Source organism: Enterobacter sp. CGMCC 5087 (assembly GCF_003144775.1).
Classification (GTDB): Bacteria; Pseudomonadota; Gammaproteobacteria; order Enterobacterales; family Enterobacteriaceae; genus Enterobacter; species Enterobacter cloacae_M.
This window is the reverse complement of record NZ_QFXN01000014.1, coordinates 1-15,227: the sequence shown is the minus strand read 5'-3', so window position 1 is coordinate 15,227 and position 15,227 is coordinate 1. Positions and strand designations below refer to the sequence as shown.

Annotated in this window: 16 protein-coding genes and 1 other annotated feature; of the genes, 7 read left to right on the top strand and 9 right to left on the bottom strand. The window is 55.3% G+C overall.

All coding sequences use genetic code 11. The annotated features are described in order from the left end of the window. Nucleotides 1-145: 145 nt before the first annotated feature. The 5 genes from ymiC to topA all read right to left on the bottom strand — a co-directional run bounded on the left by ymiC (nucleotide 146) and on the right by topA (nucleotide 4,794). A complete protein-coding gene (gene ymiC / locus DEO48_RS27035) occupies nucleotides 146-244 on the bottom strand; it encodes a small membrane protein YmiC (protein WP_032623144.1) in 99 nt (32 codons plus the stop codon). A 138-nt stretch (nucleotides 245-382) separates the two neighbouring features. After that, entirely contained in the window at nucleotides 383-553 is a 171-nt protein-coding gene (locus tag DEO48_RS26680; RefSeq protein ID WP_032656727.1) for a hypothetical protein, read from the bottom strand. 2 nt (nucleotides 554-555) lie between these two features. Next, the gene (locus tag DEO48_RS00230; protein WP_213327741.1) at nucleotides 556-696 is read right to left on the bottom strand and encodes a YmiA family putative membrane protein; all 141 of its coding nucleotides are present in this window, start codon (nucleotides 694-696) and stop codon (nucleotides 556-558) included. A 338-nt stretch (nucleotides 697-1,034) separates the two neighbouring features. Next, nucleotides 1,035-2,009 carry an HTH-type transcriptional regulator CysB gene (cysB, locus tag DEO48_RS00225; RefSeq protein WP_109843961.1) on the bottom strand — a complete coding sequence of 325 codons (975 nt, stop codon included), beginning with the start codon at nucleotides 2,007-2,009 and terminating at the stop codon, nucleotides 1,035-1,037. A 187-nt stretch (nucleotides 2,010-2,196) separates the two neighbouring features. After that, nucleotides 2,197-4,794 (bottom strand): type I DNA topoisomerase, encoded by a 2,598-nt coding sequence (topA, locus tag DEO48_RS00220; RefSeq protein ID WP_109843960.1) that lies wholly within the window; start codon nucleotides 4,792-4,794, stop codon nucleotides 2,197-2,199. Nucleotides 4,795-5,193: 399 nt separating this feature from the next. Here topA and DEO48_RS00215 point away from each other — a divergent pair, with 399 nt between their 5' ends. Next, nucleotides 5,194-5,445 carry a YciN family protein gene (locus DEO48_RS00215; protein ID WP_023312072.1) on the top strand — a complete coding sequence of 84 codons (252 nt, stop codon included), beginning with the start codon at nucleotides 5,194-5,196 and terminating at the stop codon, nucleotides 5,443-5,445. 34 nt (nucleotides 5,446-5,479) lie between these two features. On the opposite strand, the gene sohB is transcribed toward DEO48_RS00215, so the two are convergent. Next, a complete protein-coding gene (gene sohB, locus DEO48_RS00210; RefSeq protein WP_109843959.1) occupies nucleotides 5,480-6,526 on the bottom strand; it encodes a protease SohB in 1,047 nt (348 codons plus the stop codon). A 251-nt stretch (nucleotides 6,527-6,777) separates the two neighbouring features. Here sohB and DEO48_RS00205 point away from each other — a divergent pair, with 251 nt between their 5' ends. Beyond that, nucleotides 6,778-7,539 (top strand): YciK family oxidoreductase, encoded by a 762-nt coding sequence (locus tag DEO48_RS00205; RefSeq protein ID WP_109843958.1) that lies wholly within the window; start codon nucleotides 6,778-6,780, stop codon nucleotides 7,537-7,539. Further along, nucleotides 7,536-8,126: a cob(I)yrinic acid a,c-diamide adenosyltransferase gene (cobO, locus tag DEO48_RS00200; RefSeq protein WP_023312075.1), complete on the top strand. Its 591-nt coding sequence runs from the start codon at nucleotides 7,536-7,538 to the stop codon at nucleotides 8,124-8,126. Before DEO48_RS00205 ends, cobO begins: the two co-directional genes overlap by 4 nt. Nucleotides 8,127-8,161: 35 nt before the next feature. Here cobO and rluB read toward each other — a convergent pair whose 3' ends face one another. The 3 genes from rluB to rnm form a co-directional block, all read right to left on the bottom strand. Then, a complete protein-coding gene (gene rluB, locus DEO48_RS00195) occupies nucleotides 8,162-9,037 on the bottom strand; it encodes a 23S rRNA pseudouridine(2605) synthase RluB (protein ID WP_023312076.1) in 876 nt (291 codons plus the stop codon). A 96-nt stretch (nucleotides 9,038-9,133) separates the two neighbouring features. After that, nucleotides 9,134-9,754: an L-threonylcarbamoyladenylate synthase gene (locus DEO48_RS00190; protein WP_003856793.1), complete on the bottom strand. Its 621-nt coding sequence runs from the start codon at nucleotides 9,752-9,754 to the stop codon at nucleotides 9,134-9,136. Continuing rightward, on the bottom strand, nucleotides 9,751-10,632 hold the full coding sequence (gene rnm / locus DEO48_RS00185) for an RNase AM (RefSeq protein ID WP_109843957.1): 882 nt from the start codon (nucleotides 10,630-10,632) through the stop codon (nucleotides 9,751-9,753). The genes DEO48_RS00190 and rnm overlap by 4 nt, the downstream gene beginning before the upstream one ends. A gap of 139 nt (nucleotides 10,633-10,771) precedes the next feature. Here rnm and trpL point away from each other — a divergent pair, with 139 nt between their 5' ends. The 4 genes from trpL to trpCF form a co-directional block, all read left to right on the top strand. Further along, nucleotides 10,772-10,816, top strand: coding sequence for a trp operon leader peptide (gene trpL / locus DEO48_RS00180; RefSeq protein ID WP_071524153.1), 45 nt, complete (start codon nucleotides 10,772-10,774; stop codon nucleotides 10,814-10,816). Continuing rightward, nucleotides 10,793-10,886 (top strand) — a sequence feature (Trp leader region). Its footprint overlaps the gene before it by 24 nt. Before the next feature lie 23 nt (nucleotides 10,887-10,909). Next, nucleotides 10,910-12,472 carry an anthranilate synthase component 1 gene (locus DEO48_RS00175; protein WP_109843956.1) on the top strand — a complete coding sequence of 521 codons (1,563 nt, stop codon included), beginning with the start codon at nucleotides 10,910-10,912 and terminating at the stop codon, nucleotides 12,470-12,472. Further along, the gene (trpD, locus tag DEO48_RS00170) at nucleotides 12,472-14,067 is read left to right on the top strand and encodes a bifunctional anthranilate synthase glutamate amidotransferase component TrpG/anthranilate phosphoribosyltransferase TrpD (protein WP_023312079.1); all 1,596 of its coding nucleotides are present in this window, start codon (nucleotides 12,472-12,474) and stop codon (nucleotides 14,065-14,067) included. Before DEO48_RS00175 ends, trpD begins: the two co-directional genes overlap by 1 nt. 3 nt (nucleotides 14,068-14,070) lie before the next feature. Further along, a partial coding sequence (gene trpCF / locus DEO48_RS00165) for a bifunctional indole-3-glycerol-phosphate synthase TrpC/phosphoribosylanthranilate isomerase TrpF (protein WP_109843955.1) occupies nucleotides 14,071-15,227 on the top strand: 1,157 nt, incomplete at its 3' end.

Genomic DNA, 15,227 nt, shown 5'->3' with positions numbered 1-15,227 from the left:
ACAGAGATGCCCCGACAATCATCAGGGCCGTAATTAAAGATAACACAAAGATGTCGTAACGTTTTGATAACAACCCAAATTGATAAATTTAGGATTGGTCCAGAAAGGAAAAACAAAAAACCCCGCCGTAGCGAGGTTTTACAATTTAGTGGAGGGCCAACCAGATGAGCTGACTCCAGAACAGAATCGACACGGTAAAAACGCCGATCCATGACCAGTATTTGTGAGACGTCATGTTATTCATCATAGGGACACCAGGCATTATTTATTAAAAGTTCCGAGGTAAGTCCTCAGTGCTATATTGCTGATGTGTATTTATTAAAGAGTACGAAAGTGCAGAGTCGATATTCAGACTATTTGCATCATTACGCAATTAACTAAATTATTGTTTTTTGGGTTCGTCTTCTGCGAACACATCAATAAACGCTTGCTGCTGCGGCGTCAGTTTCCAGGACGCGGGTACAACAGTTGCAGGTGCTTTACGCCCTCTGTGGCCGTTGTCACGATGCTGACACATCTGTTTAACCGTTTCTGTACGTACCGTCACTGCCATATTTAACCCCAATATTTCCAGGCCAGGAGAGCAACCACCACCCAAAACAGGGTAGAGACGAGAAAGACCGCCAGCCAGGCTTTACGCTTGAGCGCAGGATCCCTTTGCGGTTCTTCACTTCCTGAAGGCATTGCTAACCTCATACAATCGACATCGCTTATCATTTAGGACCAAACAATTGGTACAATTAATCATCTGTTGAGATAAATCCTAAAGAAACTTTAGCCGAAAAGCCAGTGAATTTACGCACCGGAAGGTATGAAATATCCAATCTTTTGACCAGAAATAAATAATTGAAAAGAAAAATTTGCGAAGGCGTAAATTAGTTTCTACTTTTGTCGCCAATTCACGACATTATAACCTTACGGATTAAATGGATAATGACATTATATGACAGGGGATGCGTAGATGATGATAATTCTAATTTAGCTTTGAGGCGTTATTTCGGTATCTTTCCCTAAGGGAAAGATACCGGGTGTGATTATTTTTCGGGGAGTTTGATGTCTTTAAACATCTCTTCAATATCTTCATTTGAGCGTAATGCAACGGCGGTATCAACCACGTCACGCGTTAAATGAGGGGCAAAGCGCTGAATAAAATCATACATATAGCTGCGCAGGAAGGTGCTGCGACGGAAGCCAATCTTTGTGGTGCTATGACTGAAAACATCATGCGCATCAAGACGCATCAGGTCAGGGTCTGACACCGGATCCACCGCCATGCTGGCAATAACGCCCACCCCCAGACCAAGCCGCACATAGGTTTTGATTACGTCGGCGTCCGTCGCGGTAAAGACAATGCGCGGCGTTAACCCTGCCCGGTTAAAGGCCGTATCAAGCTCGGACCGTCCGGTAAAGCCAAACGTATACGTTACCAACGGATATTGCGCCAGCTCTTCGATAGTGACCGACCCTTTACCCGCCAGGGGGTGATCGGGGGTCACCACGATAGAACGATTCCAGTGATAGCAAGGAAGCATCACCAGATCGTCATACAGGTGAAGCGCTTCGGTGGCGATAGCAAAGTCTGCATTACCCTTGGAGACGGCTTCAGCAATTTGCGTTGGCGAGCCCTGGTGCATATGCAAAGAGACGCGAGGATAACGCTCGATAAAGCCTTTGATAACGCCGGGTAGCGCATAGCGCGCCTGGGTATGCGTCGTGGCAATATACAGCGAACCTTTATCCGGCCAGGTGTGTTCACCCGCCACAGACTTAATCGCATCGACTTTGGAGAGGACTTCCCGCGCAATGCGGATGATTTCCTGCCCTGCGGGCGTCACCTGAGTGAGATGCTTACCGCTGCGGGCAAATATCTGGATACCTAACTCGTCCTCAAGCATACGAACTTGTTTGCTGATGCCCGGTTGCGAGGTATACAACCCCTCGGCGGTAGAAGAGACGTTAAGGTTATGATTCACCACCTCAACGATATAACGAAGCTGCTGTAATTTCATGCCAGACCATCCGATTTAGCGCATGCGGTCAATCGCTTAAGACGATTTAATAATAAGAAACAGGTTAACTATAACCACTATATCATTTATAGCCTGACTGTATAGTACGGAACAAAAAATAATAACAAGGTAATAAAAAAGGGCCGGAAATCCGGCCCTTTTACAGGTAAGTTACGGTAAGGGAAGATTATTTCTTGCCTTCAACCCATTTGCCATCGACAAAGAAGGCTGACCATCCGGTCGCTTTACCCTCTTTCTCTGCCGCAACATACTGCTGCTTAGTTTTACGGCTAAACCGTACCACGGTTTTGTTACCTTCCGGATCCTGCTGTGGCGCATCGGCCAGATAACGCAGTTTCTCAGGCAGACGATCGCGGAAGCGATGCAGCTCTTCCACCAGCGGCGCGCGCGTTTCACGCGATTTCGGGAAGGTGTTGGCGGCCAGGAAGACACCTGCGGCACCATCACGCAGCACGAAGTACGCGTCTGATTTCTCGCACGGCAGTTCTGGCAGCGGAACCGGATCTTCCTTAGGAGGAGCCACTTCTCCGTTACGCAGAATTTTGCGCGTGTTTTTACACTCGTCGTTGGTACAGGCCATGTACTTACCGAAACGCCCCATTTTCAGGTGCATTTCAGAACCACACTTCTCGCATTCCACAATCGGGCCGTCATAGCCTTTAATGCGGAACTCGCCCTCTTCGATCTCATACCCGTCACACGTTGGGTTATTACCGCAAACGTGCAGCTTACGTTTTGGATCGATCAGGTAGCTGTCCATTGCCGTGCCGCATTTCTTGCAGCGGCGTTTGGCACGCAGAGCGTTAGTTTCCGCATCGTCACCTTCCAGCACGTTGAGAACTTCGTTCTCAGGCACCAGGTTGATGGTGGTTTTGCAGCGCTCTTTCGGTGACAGCGCATAGCCGGAGCAGCCAAGGAATACGCCCGTGGTTGCGGTACGGATCCCCATCTTGCGGCCGCAGGTTGGACAGTCGATGCTGGTCAGAACCATCTGGTTAGGCAGCATGCCGCCTTCTTCAGGGTCTTTCTCCGCTTTTTCAAGCTGGTCGGTAAAGTCGCTGAAGAAGCTGTCGAGTACCTTTTTCCATTCCGCCTGATGGCTGGCAACCTGGTCGAGGCTGTCTTCCATTTGCGCGGTGAAATCGTAGTTCATCAACTCGCGGAAGTTTGCTTCCAGACGGTCAGTGACGATCTCACCCATTTTTTCCGCATAGAAACGGCGGTTTTCAACGCGCACGTAGCCGCGGTCCTGAATGGTCGAGATGATGGACGCGTAGGTCGATGGACGACCAATACCGCGTTTTTCCAGCTCTTTCACCAGGGACGCTTCACTGAAGCGCGCAGGCGGCTTGGTGAAGTGCTGTGCCGGAACCAGATCGACAAGCGACAACTCGTCACCTTTGTTCACCGCCGGCAGCGTCCGGTCTTCATCACCTTTACGCAGCGCAGGCATCACTTTCGTCCAGCCGTCGAAGCGCAGAATACGACCGCGCGCCTTCAGGCGGAAATCACCCGCGCCGACGGTCAGCGTGGTGGAGTCGTACTGCGCCGGGGTCATCTGGCACGCCACGAACTGGCGCCAGATCAGCTGATACAGTTTCTGCGCGTCGGCTTCCATGTCTTTCAGCGATTCCGCTAACACCGAGACGTCAGAAGGACGAATCGCTTCGTGAGCTTCCTGAGAGTTCTCTTTGCTGGCGAACTGGTTAGCGCTTTCCGGCAGGTATTTCTTACCGAAATTGTCGCTGATGTAGCCGCGGACCATGTTGACCGCATCCTGGCTCAGGTTGGTTGAGTCGGTACGCATGTAGGTGATGTAGCCCGCTTCATACAGGCGCTGCGCCATCATCATGGTCTTCTTCACGCCATAACCCAGACGCGTGCTTGCAGCCTGTTGCAGCGTAGAGGTAATAAACGGAGCACCCGGCTTGCTGCTGGTCGGTTTGTCTTCACGTTCCAGCACCTGATAGCGTGCTTTTTCCAGCAGCGCTACGGCGGCCATGGTCTGGTCGCGGTTTTCCGGACGGAAAGGTTTATCTTTGTGATGGCTCACCTGCAGCGGCAGAGCGTCACCGCCCGGCGTGGTCACATTGGCATCGACTTCCCAGAACTCTTCCGGCACGAAGGCTTTAATTTCGCGCTCACGCTCAACGACCAGACGCACGGCGACGGACTGCACGCGACCTGCGGACAGGCCACGGGCAATCTTCTTCCACAGCAGTGGAGAGACCATGTAGCCCACAACGCGGTCCATAAAGCGACGTGCCTGCTGTGCGTTCACGCGGTCAATATTCAGCTCGCCCGGCTTCTCAAACGCCTGACGAATCGCATTCTTCGTAATTTCGTTAAACACTACACGGCTGTAGCGTTTGTCATCACCACCGATCACTTCCCGCAGGTGCCACGCAATGGCTTCCCCTTCGCGGTCAAGGTCGGTTGCGAGATAGATGTGGTCTGCTTTTTCAGCAAGCTGCTTCAGTTCGTTAACGACTTTTTCTTTACCGGGCAGCACTTCATATTGTGCATCCCAGTTATGCCATGGGTTAACACCCATGCGGTTGACAAGCGCGCTACGTTCATCCTTTTTAGGCTTTTTAGCCCCTTTGGTGGAGGTAGAGTCTGCGCTCTTTTTGCTGGCTGAGCCACTGGTCGGCAAATCGCGGATATGACCCACGCTGGACTTAACCACGTAGTCATTACCCAGATACTTATTGATCGTTTTGGCTTTTGCCGGGGACTCAACGATGACGAGAGCTTTACCCATATTCACCTTTACCTAATTTAATTCTTCCAGGAATACGCCGCACGTTGATTTCCCTTCCGCTGACGACGAGCCAATGATATTGCGACTGCGTCAGGAGATATCAACCCCTTTGTCTTACCGGACGTTAATGAGAAGACGCCCAGGTGATTGAGTTTTCGGGTATTTTTCTCACATCTCGTGTAATTCGTGACGAATTTCCGGTTGAATGTCAAGCAATTCTGTTGCCAGAATGACGAAAGCGCACACTCTACCTGATAAAATTCGTTACGCAACTTTATTAGCATGCAAAAGCAGATCCCGCCAGCCAGGCCCCTGCACCTTATCCCCTCACATTACAGGGAAAATTTGCCCCCAATGCGCCCTCGGCGTAGACTATTGTCACTGTTTAAGGAGTGGATTATGCAGAATACGACCCAACCTATTGACCGAGCCTCTCTGCTTATCGAAGCAAACAAGCTTATCCGTGACCATGAAGATACGCTGGCGGGCATTGAAGCCACCGGCGTAGAGCAGCGTAATGGCGTGCTGATTTTCAGCGGCGAATACTTCCTTGACGAACAGGGTTTACCGACCCCGAAAAGCACCGCCGTGTTTAACATGTTCAAATACCTGGCGCATACGCTTTCAGAGAAATATCACCTGGTCGATTAACGCAAAGCGCGAGGCATATGCCTCGCGTTTTTGTTTACAGCAGCGGTTTTTGTCCGCGCTGTAGCCAGCGCAGCAGCAGGCGGTCCGCGCTTTCTGCGGCACTGTTGGTAAAGCGGTCAAGGAGTCGCTTACGCTGGGTAAAGCGCACGCCCACCAGTTCCCGACCTTCCATCAGATTGAGCAGCAGATCGTCGCTGGTTCCAACTTCATCCACCAGCCCTTTCTCCTGCGCCTGGACGCCGTACCAGTGCTCGCCCGTCGCGACCTGTTCAATATCGAGCGTTGGGCGCATACGGTGTACAAAATCTTTAAAGAGATGATGCGTTTCGTTGAGATCTTCGCGGAATTTTTGACGCCCTTCTTCCGTGTTTTCCCCCAGCAGCGTCAGGGTACGTTTGTACTGACCCGCCGTGTGAAGTTCGATATCAATCTCTTTATTTTTCAGGAAGCGGTTAAAGTTCGGAATTTGCGCGACCACGCCGATCGAGCCAATAATGGAGAACGGCGCGGCAACAATTTTGTCCGCCACGCAGGCCATCATGTAGCCACCGCTCGCCGCCACTTTATCCACGGCCACGGTCAGCGGGATCTGTTTTTCACGCAGGCGCTGCAGCTGTGAGGCGGCCAGTCCGTATCCGTGAACCACCCCGCCCGGGCTTTCAAGACGCACGACAACCTGATCCTGCGGTGTCGCCACGGCCAGAACGGCAGTCACTTCTTCCCGCAGAGAAGACACTTCATGCGCATCCATACTGCCTTTAAAATCGAGCACATAGACGCGCGGCGTGGCCTTATCCTGCGGCGCATTGAGCTTTGCTTTTGCCTTTGCCGCTTTGGCTTCCTGTTTATGCTTTTTCTTCTGCGCTTTCAGCCAGAGTTTCTGTTGATGACTATCAAGCAGCGCCAGAGACATCTCTTCCTGCATCTCTTTATACTGCTCGCTCAGGCGGGTGATGCGTAACTCCCCACGCTGACGCTTGCGCTGCGTCAGGTTGGCAATCAGAACGGCTACCACCGCAATGGCAATCACCACCGTCGCGATTTTGGCCAAAAACAACCCATATTGAGAAAGTAATTCCACGCGTTCCACCTTGATTTAACCACGAATCTTTCACGGCAGTGTACAACAGCCCTGCCCATGCGTCTCGCTCGCGACATTACCTCTGCGAGGCGCCTTCAGGAATCCCCGGACCGGAGATTAAATATTTGCAAAATGTTAATTTTACAGTAATGCGTCCTGTAGACTGATTGAATTATCAGGCGAATTCGGGCATAAAGCCGAAAAGTCATTATAAAGGCACCATTGCGTCACCGGTCGCCTGAGGAGTCACCGTGCATTATCAACCGCAAAAAAATCTGCTGCACAACCGGATTATTCTTGTCACCGGTGCCAGCGACGGGATTGGCCGCGAGGCGGCCCTGACATACGCCGAATATGGCGCGAACGTCATTCTGATCGGCCGCAGCGAAGAAAAACTGAAAAACGTCGCTCAGGAGATTGAGTCGGTATCTGGTACGCCAGCCCCGTGGTATACGCTTGATTTACTGACCTGCACGCCCGCGGTGTGCCAGGAATTAGCCCAGCGCATCAGCGCTCACTATCCGAGACTCGACGGCGTGCTGCATAACGCCGGTTTGTTAGGTGAAGTGCGTCCGATGGATGAACAGGATCCTGATATCTGGCAGCAGGTGATGCAGGTCAACGTCAACGGCACGTTTTTCCTCACACAGGCATTGCTTCCTTTATTACTCAAATCCGAGTCCGGGTCCCTGGTCTTTACCTCGTCCAGCGTTGGCCGTGAAGGACGCGCAAACTGGGGAGCCTATGCCGTATCAAAATTCGCGACCGAAGGCATGATGCAGGTGCTGGCGGAGGAGTACCAGAGCCGCCATCTGCGCGTAAACTGCATTAACCCGGGCGGTACGCGCACCAAAATGCGCGCCAGCGCGTTCCCGAGCGAAGATCCGCAGAAGCTGAAAACCCCGGCAGATATTATGCCGCTCTATCTCTGGCTGATGGGCGACGACAGCCGCCGCAAAACCGGGATGACCTTTGACGCCCAGCCGGGACGTAAACCAGGAATTTCGCAATGAGTGAAGAACGTCATCAGCAGCGCCAGCAGCGCCTGAAAGAACAGGTCGATGCGCGCGTCGCGGCAGCCCAGGACGAACGTGGGATCGTCATCGTTTTTACCGGCAACGGAAAAGGGAAAACCACCGCCGCATTCGGCACGGCGACACGCGCCGTCGGACACGGGCAAAAAGTAGGCGTGATCCAGTTTATCAAAGGCGAATGGCCCAACGGTGAGCGGAATTTGCTTGAGCCTCACGGCGTTGAGTTTCAGGTGATGGCGACCGGTTTTACGTGGGATACCCAGAACCGGGAAACGGATACTGCAGCCTGTCTCGCCGTCTGGGAGCATGCAAAGAGAATGCTGGCCGATCCCTCGCTGAATATGGTTCTGCTGGATGAGATCACCTATATGGTCGCCTACGACTACCTGCCGCTGGAAGCCGTGCTGGATGCTCTGAAGAATCGTCCTGTACACCAGACGGTCATCGTCACGGGGCGCGGGTGTCATCGGGATATTCTGGAGATGGCCGATACCGTCAGCGAGCTGCGTCCGGTCAAACATGCGTTTGATGCAGGCATCAAAGCGCAAATTGGAATTGATTACTAAAGAAAAAAGCCCGGTGCGTTCACCGGGCTTTTATATTAACCGTTGTTGTTACGGCTGCCGGAGCGGCGACTGCTGCTCACCTGGCTGTGTCGTTTCACCGCGCGACGGATCTGATTCGCCTTCATGCGACGACGATCTTTTTCCACCGCCACTTTTGAGGTGGTTTCCGGCGTCAGGCCAACCAGCTCGCGCAGGTAGTTGGTTTGGGTCAGATCCAGTTCGGTATAACCCCCGCGCGGCAAACCTTTCGGCAGCAGAATGTCGCCGTAACGGACGCGGATCAGACGGCTCACCTGGACGCCTACCGCTTCCCAGAGACGACGCACCTCGCGGTTACGGCCTTCGGTCAGGGTCACGTTGTACCACTGGTTAATGCCTTCCCCACCGGTAAATTTGATGGTTTTGAACGCCGCAGGACCGTCTTCAAGCTGAACGCCACGCGACAGATCGCGCAGTTTATTTTCGTCAACCTGGCCAAATACGCGCACCGCGTATTCACGTTCCACTTCACGGCTTGGGTGCATCAGACGGTTTGCCAGTTCACCATCGGTGGTAAACAGCAGCAGACCGCAGGTGTTTACGTCCAGACGACCGACGGCAATCCAGCGAGCGCCGCGCAGTTTAGGCAGACGGTCAAATACCGTCGGACGACCTTCCGGGTCGTTGCGGGTGCACAGCTCGCCTTCCGGCTTATAGTAAGCCAGCACGCGGCAGATCTGTTCTGCGGACTCTTTCACGGAGATGAGGTGACCGTCGATGCGGATCTTCAGCCCCGGTACGATTTCAACGCGGTCACCCAGCGTGGCGATTTTACCGTCCACACTCACGCGGCCCGCTTCAATAATGGCTTCGATTTCACGGCGTGAGCCGTGGCCGGCGCGCGCCAGCACTTTCTGTAACTTCTCGCTCATTGAGCTTCCTCAGGTGTCGCCTTCACAGGCGTCGAATCAGGTCAAAAGAGGGCTGAGCCCTGCTTTGATGGCCGCGTAGTATATCTGCTTATACCTTTACAAGAAAGGCTTTACATCACCCACGCCTTCACGAATCACTTCCGGTGCATCTTCGGTTAAGTCGACCACGGTGGTCGGCTGCTGGCCGAGATAGCCGCCGTGAATAATCAGCTCGACCACCTTCTCCAGACGATCTTTGATCTCTTCCGGATCGGACTCGGTAAACTCACTTCCGGGCAGCATCAGCGAGGTAGAAAGCATCGGTTCGCCGAGAGTTTCCAGCAGCGCCTGCGCAATCGGGTTCGACGGCACGCGCATACCGATGGTTTTGCGTTTCTCCTGCAGCAGACGACGCGGTACTTCCTTCGTGCCCTTCAGGATGAAGGTATAGTTACCCGGCGTGTTGTTCTTAATCAGGCGAAACGCCACGTTATCAACATACGCATAGGTCGACAGCTCAGAGAGATCGCGGCACATCAGGGTAAAGTTATGGCCGTCCGGCAGCTGGCGAATACGGCAAATGCGCTCCATTGCCCCTTTATCTTCAATTTTACAGCCCAGCGCATAGCCTGAATCGGTCGGGTAGACAATCACGCCGCCTTTGCGGACGATCTCCACGGCCTGGTTGATCAGACGTGGCTGCGGGTTATCCGGATGGATATAGAAAAACTGACTCATACTTCCCTCTCTTCAATTTGCTGCGGCTGTTCCCAGAGCTGCCAGACCGGCTCAACGCCAGCGGGCAACCAGAGCTTGCGCCCCAGTTCGATCCACGCGCAGGGCTGATGGAAATCAGAGCCCTGTGACCCAAACAGGCCGAACTGGCGGGCATAGGTCGCGAGCTGCGCGCGCTCGTTGGGCGCCTGCTGACACTGGGCGACTTCCATCGCCTCGCCACCGCATTCGGCAAAGTGTGCCAGCAGCCTTTTCAGCCATTTAGCAGAAAGATTATACCGCCCAGGATGGGCCAGCACGGCCTTACCGCCAGAATGATGAATCACATCAATAGCTTGTTTTATTGTACACCACTGTGGCGGAACGTATCCGGTTTTACCGCGTGCCAGATACTTTTTAAAGACGTCCGCCATGTTCGTCGCTTTGCCCGCCTCGACCAGAAAACGGGCGAAATGACCGCGGGTGACCGCCCCGCCGTTCGCCATCTTTTGCGCGCCTTCCAGCGCGCCCGGAATATGCGCCTTTTCCAGACGCTCGCCGATCATCTCTGCGCGCTGATTGCGGCGCGTTTTTTGTTCTTGCAAAAATGCCGTAAGTGCCGGATGGTCTATATCGATGTTCAGGCCAACAATATGAATCTCATGGTTTTCCCAGACGGTCGAGATCTCGACGCCGGACACCAGATTCAGCGCCAGCCCGCTGCGGGCAATCTCTGCGCGCGCCGCCGGAATGGCATCAGTGGTATCGTGATCGGTTATCGCCAGCGTGCCGACGCGCATTTCAACGGCGCGATGAACCAGGGCTTCGGGTGTCAGCAGGCCGTCAGAGGCCTGAGTATGGCTGTGTAAATCATAAATAATGGCGTAGGTGGTATCGCTCAAAGCACTTCCCATAACAGGTTGGAGACATCCGAAAACACCATGATACCGACTTAACGCGAAATTCTGAAATCAAGGGTTGACAACTTGCCATCGAACTAGTTAACTAGTACGCAAGTTCACACGAGAAAGGTATCTGAAAATGACAGCACATTTCGCTCTTCACGGCTGGTGGCGCACTTCCTGATCTTCGGGCAGTGTCACGCGTCTGCGAAATGCAAACAGATACCCGCCCGCTACCCAGCGGGCTTTTTTTTGAACAAAATATGAGAACAACAACATGCAAACAGCCAAACCTCATCTCGAACTGCTGACCTGCGAGGCGGCCTATCGCCACAACCCGACCGCGCTGTTTCATCAGGTGTGCGGGGCACGTCCGGCAACGCTGCTGCTGGAATCTGCGGATATCGACAGCAAGGACGATCTCAAGAGCCTGCTGCTGGTCGACAGCGCGCTGCGCATTACCGCTTTAGGTGACACTGTCACCATCAAGGCATTGTCTGACAATGGCGCATCGCTGCTGCCGCTGCTGGATGCCGCCCTGCCGTCGGGCATTGAAAATGAACGTCATCCAGAAATGCGCATTCTGCATTTCCCCCCGGTGAGCCAGCTGCTGGACGAAGACGCGCGCCTCTGCTCCCTGTCCGTTTTCGATGCCTTCCGCCTGCTGCAGAATCTGGTCACCGTGCCGGAAGACGAGCGTGAGGCGATGTTCTTCGGCGGGCTGTTTGCTTACGACCTGGTTGCCGGTTTTGAAGATTTGCCGGAAACCGAGCAGGGCAATCGCTGCCCGGATTATTGCTTCTATCTGGCTGAAACGCTGCTGGTGATCGACCACCAGAAGCAATACACCCGCATCCAGGCAAGCCTGTTCACGCCGTCTGCCGCTGAGAAAAACCGTCTCGAGCACCGCATCGCTCAGCTGCAGCAGCAGATGACGGAAGCACCACCCACGCTGCCGGTGCAACGTGTAGAGAAAATGACCTGCGACGTTAACCAGACTGACGATCAGTACGGCGCCGTGGTTCGCCAGATGCAAAAAGCGATTCGCGCCGGGGAAATTTTCCAGGTCGTGCCGTCCCGTCGCTTCTCGCTGCCCTGCCCGTCGCCGCTCGCAGCCTACGACGTGCTGAAAAAGAGTAACCCAAGCCCGTACATGTTCTTCATGCAGGACAACGAATTCACGCTGTTCGGCGCCTCGCCGGAAAGCTCGCTGAAATACGACGCCACCAGCCGTCAGATTGAGATCTACCCGATTGCCGGTACCCGTCCACGCGGGCGTCGCGCCGATGGCTCGCTGGACCGGGATCTGGACAGCCGCATCGAACTGGAGATGCGCACCGACCACAAAGAACTCTCCGAGCACCTGATGCTGGTTGACCTGGCGCGTAACGATCTGGCACGCATTTGTACTCCCGGCAGCCGCTACGTGGCGGACCTGACCAAAGTCGACCGCTATTCGTTCGTGATGCACCTGGTCTCCCGCGTGGTCGGCGAGCTGCGCCACGATCTCGACGTGCTGCACGCCTACCGCGCCTGTATGAACATGGGCACCCTCAGCGGCGCGCCGAAAGTACGCGCCATGCAGCTGATTGCCGCCGCCGAAGGACGCCGTCGCGGCAGCTACGGCGGCGCGGTGGGCTACTTCACCGCCCACGGCGATCTCGACACCTGCATCGTAATCCGCTCCGCCTACGTTGAAGACGGTATTGCCACCGTTCAGGCGGGTGCCGGGATTGTTCTTGATTCTGTTCCGCAGTCTGAAGCTGACGAAACGCGCAGTAAAGCCCGTGCGGTCCTTCGCGCCATTGCTACCGCACACCATGCACAGGAGATTTTCTGATGGCTGACATTCTGCTGCTCGATAATATCGACTCCTTCACCTATAACCTGGCAGATCAGCTGCGTGCGAATGGCCACAACGTCGTTATCTACCGCAACCACGTTCCGGCGCAGACCCTGATTGACCGTCTGGCCACCATGCAAAACCCGGTGCTGATGCTCTCCCCGGGGCCAGGCGCGCCGAGCGAAGCCGGCTGTATGCCGGAGCTGCTGACCCGCATGCGCGGGAAACTGCCGATTGTCGGCATCTGCCTCGGCCATCAGGCGATTGTTGAAGCCTATGGCGGCTACGTTGGCCAGGCGGGTGAGATCCTGCACGGTAAAGCGTCCAGCATTGAACATGACGGTCAGGCGATGTTTGCCGGGCTACCGAACCCGCTCCCGGTCGCGCGCTATCACTCGCTGGTTGGCAGCAATATTCCCGCCGGGCTGACGATCAACGCCTCGTTTGAAGGTATGGTGATGGCGGTGCGCCACGATGCGGACCGCGTCTGCGGCCTGCAGTTCCACCCGGAATCAATCCTGACCTCCCACGGCGCCCGCCTGCTGGAGCAGACTCTCGACTGGGCGTTACAGAAGCTGGAGCAGACCAACACCCTGCAGCCGATTCTGGAAAAACTGTACCAGGCGCAGACCCTGAGCCAGCAGGAGAGCCATCAGCTCTTCTCCGCCGTGGTTCGCGGTGAGCTCAAGCCAGAACAGCTGGCAGCCGCGCTGGTGAGCATGAAGGTGCGCGGCGAAAGCCCGCAGGAGATTGCCGGTGCCGCTACGGCCCTGCTGGAAAATGCCGCCCCGTTCCCGCGCCCGGACTATCAGTTTGCGGATATCGTCGGTACCGGCGGTGACGGCAGTAACAGCATCAATATCTCCACCGCCAGCGCCTTCGTGGCGGCGGCGTGCGGTTTGAAGGTCGCAAAGCACGGTAACCGCAGCGTTTCCAGCCGGTCAGGTTCTTCCGATCTGCTCGCCGCATTCGGTATTAACCTCGATATGAACGCTGAGCGTTCCCGCGAAGCGCTGGATGACCTGGGCGTCTGCTTCCTGTTTGCGCCAAAGTATCACACCGGTTTCCGCCACGCGATGCCGGTTCGTCAGCAGCTTAAAACCCGCACGCTGTTTAACGTGCTCGGCCCGCTGATCAACCCGGCCCACCCACCGCTGGCGCTGATTGGCGTTTACAGCCCGGAACTGGTTCTGCCGATTGCCGAGACGCTGCGCGTGCTGGGTTATCAGCGTGCCGCCGTGGTGCACAGCGGCGGTATGGATGAGGTTTCTCTTCATGCGCCAACGCTGGTGGCCGAACTGCGCGACGGTGAAATCCTCAGCTATCAGCTGGAGGCTGCCGACTTCGGCCTTGCGCCATACCATCAGGAGGCGCTGGCAGGCGGTACGCCGGAAGAAAACCGTGACATTCTGACGCGCTTATTACAAGGTAAAGGAGAGGTCGCCCATGAGGCCGCCGTTGCTGCCAACGTCGCCATGCTGATGCGTTTGCACGGTGAGGAAGACCTGAAGGCCAACGTTCAAAAAGTTCTGGATGTACTGCGCTCCGGTGCAGCTTACGATCGCGTTACCGCACTTGCGGCAAGAGGGTAAAGAATGCAGACCGTTTTAGCGAAAATCGTTGCCGATAAGGCCATCTGGGTGGAAGCCCGCAAGCAACAGCAGCCGCTTGCCAGTTTCCAGAATGACGTCGTCCCGAGCAGCCGTCGTTTCTATGACGCCCTGCGGGGTACGCGCACCGCGTTTATTCTTGAGTGCAAAAAAGCGTCCCCCTCCAAAGGCGTTATTCGTGACGATTTCGACCCGGCGCGTATTGCCGGCATTTATAAGCATCATGCTTCAGCCATCTCCGTGCTGACGGATGAGAAATATTTTCAGGGCAGCTTCGATTTTCTGCCCATCGTCAGCGGCATCGCGCCGCAGCCGATCCTGTGCAAAGACTTTATTATCGACCCGTATCAGATCTGGCTGGCGCGTTTTTACCAGGCCGACGCCTGCCTGCTGATGCTCTCGGTGCTCGACGATGAGCAGTATCGCCAGCTTTCCGCCGTGGCGCACAGCCTGAATATGGGCGTGCTGACCGAAGTGAGCAACGAAGAGGAGCTGGAGCGCGCGATTGCGCTGGAAGCCAAAGTGGTCGGCATTAACAACCGCGATCTGCGCGACCTGTCCATTGACCTTAACCGTACGCGTCAGCTGGCGCCGCGTCTGGGGTCTGGCGTCACGGTGATCAGCGAATCCGGCATTAACAGCTACGCCCAGGTGCGCGAGCTGAGCCACTTCGCCAACGGTTTCCTGATTGGCTCCGCCATGATGGAGCATGACGATCTCAATGCGGCTGTGCGTCGCGTGCTGCTGGGTGAAAACAAAGTCTGCGGCCTAACCCGCGAACAGGATGCTCAGGCCGCGTATGAAGCCGGGGCGATTTACGGCGGGCTGATCTTTGTGGACTCATCTCCTCGCGCGGTCAGCGAAGAGCGGGCGCGTAAGGTCATCGCAGCGGCTCCGCTCAGCTACGTGGGCGTTTTCCGCAACGCAGATATTGCAGACGTTGCGGCCAAAGCCGACGCGTTATCCCTGAGCGCGGTGCAGCTCCACGGCGATGAAGACCAGAGCTACATCGATGCCCTGCGCGCCGCGCTGGCACCACAGGTGCAGATCTGGAAAGCGCAAAGCGTTGGCGGTACGTTGCCCTCGCGTAACCTGAACCATGTGGACAGATACGTCCTCGATAACGGCCAGGGCGGTACCGG

What these genes read in the sequence shown, in the direction of transcription:
- ymiC (WP_032623144.1), bottom strand. Translation starts at nt 244, where the DNA reads ATGAATAACATGACGTCTCACAAATACTGGTCATGGATCGGCGTTTTT.
- DEO48_RS26680 (WP_032656727.1), bottom strand. Translation starts at nt 553, where the DNA reads ATGGCAGTGACGGTACGTACAGAAACGGTTAAACAGATGTGTCAGCAT.
- DEO48_RS00230 (WP_213327741.1), bottom strand. Translation starts at nt 696, where the DNA reads ATGAGGTTAGCAATGCCTTCAGGAAGTGAAGAACCGCAAAGGGATCCT.
- cysB (WP_109843961.1), bottom strand. Translation starts at nt 2,009, where the DNA reads ATGAAATTACAGCAGCTTCGTTATATCGTTGAGGTGGTGAATCATAAC.
- topA (WP_109843960.1), bottom strand. Translation starts at nt 4,794, where the DNA reads ATGGGTAAAGCTCTCGTCATCGTTGAGTCCCCGGCAAAAGCCAAAACG.
- DEO48_RS00215 (WP_023312072.1), top strand. Translation starts at nt 5,194, where the DNA reads ATGCAGAATACGACCCAACCTATTGACCGAGCCTCTCTGCTTATCGAA.
- cobO (WP_023312075.1), top strand. Translation starts at nt 7,536, where the DNA reads ATGAGTGAAGAACGTCATCAGCAGCGCCAGCAGCGCCTGAAAGAACAG.
- rluB (WP_023312076.1), bottom strand. Translation starts at nt 9,037, where the DNA reads ATGAGCGAGAAGTTACAGAAAGTGCTGGCGCGCGCCGGCCACGGCTCA.
- DEO48_RS00190 (WP_003856793.1), bottom strand. Translation starts at nt 9,754, where the DNA reads ATGAGTCAGTTTTTCTATATCCATCCGGATAACCCGCAGCCACGTCTG.
- DEO48_RS00175 (WP_109843956.1), top strand. Translation starts at nt 10,910, where the DNA reads ATGCAAACAGCCAAACCTCATCTCGAACTGCTGACCTGCGAGGCGGCC.
- trpD (WP_023312079.1), top strand. Translation starts at nt 12,472, where the DNA reads ATGGCTGACATTCTGCTGCTCGATAATATCGACTCCTTCACCTATAAC.